Genomic DNA, 2649 nt, shown 5'->3' on the forward strand with positions numbered 1-2649 from the left:
CGTTTTGCTGCAAAACGCAAGGTAAAATGGTGCTAAACGCAGGGTGAAATGGTGCTAAACGCAAAGTGAAATGGTGCTAAATGCAAGGTGAAATGCTGAAAAATGCAAGTGGTGTTGCATAATTTTGCGCACCGCATGATGGCTTTATGCATTTAATAACAGTGGAAAACAAGACTTTTCTGTGCAAAAATGTGTCTAAAAAGTAGGTTTTTAGGTTCTAAAAGCTGGTTTTGGGGCGATGTAAATTTGTGAGCTTGCCTCAATCTAGAAAGGCTAAATGGTGCAAAACGCAGACGAAGTGCTCGAAAAGGATGTAAAAACAAAATGCTTTTAGGCAAAATTAAGGGCTAAATGCATGGTTTTAGGCTTCATTTTTCGCTAGAATGAGAGGTGAATAATTTGCCTTTTGTAAAATGTTTCCAACACTATCTACAGGTGAAACAAGAAAGGGGGCGTTGAAAACGTTGGTTGTTGTTTTGGCCAAAGGGCTCAATTACGATTAAGGGTTAAGGATGGCGTTGTTATGTTGCCAGCCTTAACCCTTAATCGTTGTTCAGCATGGGTGTTTAACCCCCAGTTGTTTGGTAGTAAGAGGCTTTAATGCCCTTATTGTTTAGGCACGATGGATATGGCATAGCCACCACCAGCCACAGCCGTGAGCGTAAGACGGGTGCTTGAGGTAACCGTTCGGCGCTCTATGCGATAGGCTTTGGGGTTGCTACGATAGTCGGCATTGGGTGCATCGGTGTAAATAGTGGCTTCGTACTTACGTCCCTTGTCGAGGAACGATAGCGACAGTTGCGACTTATGGGGCGTATTGCCCGCTACACAGCCCACAAACCATTTATCGCTGCCTTTGGCTTTGCGTGCCGCTGTGATGTATGCCATGGGTTCGGCTTCTAGATAAAGGGTGCGATCCCAGTCCACGGCCACGTCTTTGATAAACAGGAAAGCGTCGGGATGTTTGAGATAGTTCTCTGGAAAATCGGCTGCCATCTGCAACGGACTGTACATTGTGACATAGAGAGCGAGCTGTCCGCAGATGGTGGAATTGACGTGCGAGCCATTGGCGCAGTCCATTTCGAAGATACCCGGTGTGTAATCCATTGGTCCGCCCTGCAAACGAGTGAAGGGCAAGATGGCCGTATGCCCAGGTTTGCTACCTCCAAAGGCTTGATACTCGGTGCCACGAGCACTCTCGTTGCCAATGAGGTTGGGGTAAGTGCGACACAACCCCGTGGGGCGCACAGCTTCGTGCGCGTTAACCATAATTTTATAGTCGGCAGCACGTTTCACAGCTTCCAAGTAGTGGTTCACCATCACTTGTCCGTAGTGGTGTTCGCCACGAGGGATGATATCGCCAACATAACCACTTTTCACGGCGTTGTATCCGTAAAGGTTCATCAGTTTGTAGGCGCGGTCCATGTATCGTTCGTAGTTCATCACCGACGAAGAAGTTTCGTGGTGCATCATCAGTCGCACATTTTTGGCGTGTGCATATTCGTTTAGCGCCTTAATATCGAAGTCGGGATAAGGCGTTTGGAAGTCGAACACCTTCTCTTTAAGATTTCCGGCCCAGTCTTCCCAACCAATATTCCATCCTTCAACCAGCACTTGGTCGAACCCATGTTCGGCAGCGAAGTCGATATATCGGCGCACATTGGCGTTGTTGGCCGCGTGTCGGCCAGATGGTTGGGCCTTGGTATAATCGGTTTCGCCAAGTATCACCGAGGGGAATTGCTGCGTATAAGCCCAGTCGGACTTACCCGAAATCATCTCCCACCACACTCCAACATACTTAACAGGGCGTATCCACGAGGTATCGGTGTATTTGCAGGGTTCGTTAAGATTGAGAATGAGGTTAGAGGCGAGCACCTTTCGTGCGTCGTCGGTAACCAGCACGGTGCGCCATGGTGTGACGCAAGGCGTATGCAGATAGGCTTTAGCCCCCTTAGCATCGGGCGTGAGCCACGAGGTGAACACCATTTTGCTATCGTCGAGGTTGAGATTCATGGCTGGATAGTTCACCAATGCCGCCTCGTGCAAGTTGATATACAGTCCGTTATCTGTTTTCATCATCAGCGACGTTTGCACACCAGTGGGCGAGAAAGTGGTTTGCGACATATTATTGGTAATTGCCTCCTTCATGCGTTGTCTCACTTCGCTCAGTTTAGATTGTGTGTATTCGTACTCTTGCGTGTCGTAGTCGCCCGGAATCCACCATGCTGTGTGGTCTCCGTCCATAGCAAACTCAGTGCGTTCGTCGCTCACCACAAAATAATTGAGTTTGCCTTCTTGCGGAAACTCGTAGCGCAAGCCCATGCCATCGTCGTAAACGCGGAATCGGATATTGAGTCGGCGCTGAGTGGATTTCTGTTCCAAGCGCACCAGCAGTTCGTTATAGTGGTTTCTGATGGTTCGGTTTTCGCCCCAAACAGGCGTCCAGGTCTCGTCGGCAGCGCCTCGTTCTTCACCCAAAAGGGTGAATCCATCGAGCAAATCGCCCCCTTTGGCCAAGGCAAGTCCCAGTCTAGAGGGTTTAACAACAGCCTTACCACGAAAAGAAACCGCGTAGTTGGGTGTGGAGTTGTCAAGATTGAACGTAACCTTTACATCGCCATTGGGCGAAGAAACCTGTTGGGCCATGGC

General features: G+C 49.2%; 1 protein-coding gene. It reads right to left on the minus strand.

Translation table 11 applies throughout. The features are described from left to right. Positions 1 to 606 precede the first annotated feature (606 nt). A complete protein-coding gene (locus QME03_RS05640; RefSeq protein ID WP_281723743.1) occupies positions 607 to 2646 on the minus strand; it encodes a glycoside hydrolase family 97 protein in 2040 nt (679 codons plus the stop codon). Positions 2647 to 2649: the final 3 nt, after the last annotated feature.

Origin of the sequence: Hoylesella shahii (assembly GCF_937990675.1) — a bacterium.
In the GTDB taxonomy this organism is placed as follows: Bacteria; Bacteroidota; Bacteroidia; order Bacteroidales; family Bacteroidaceae; genus Prevotella; species Prevotella shahii.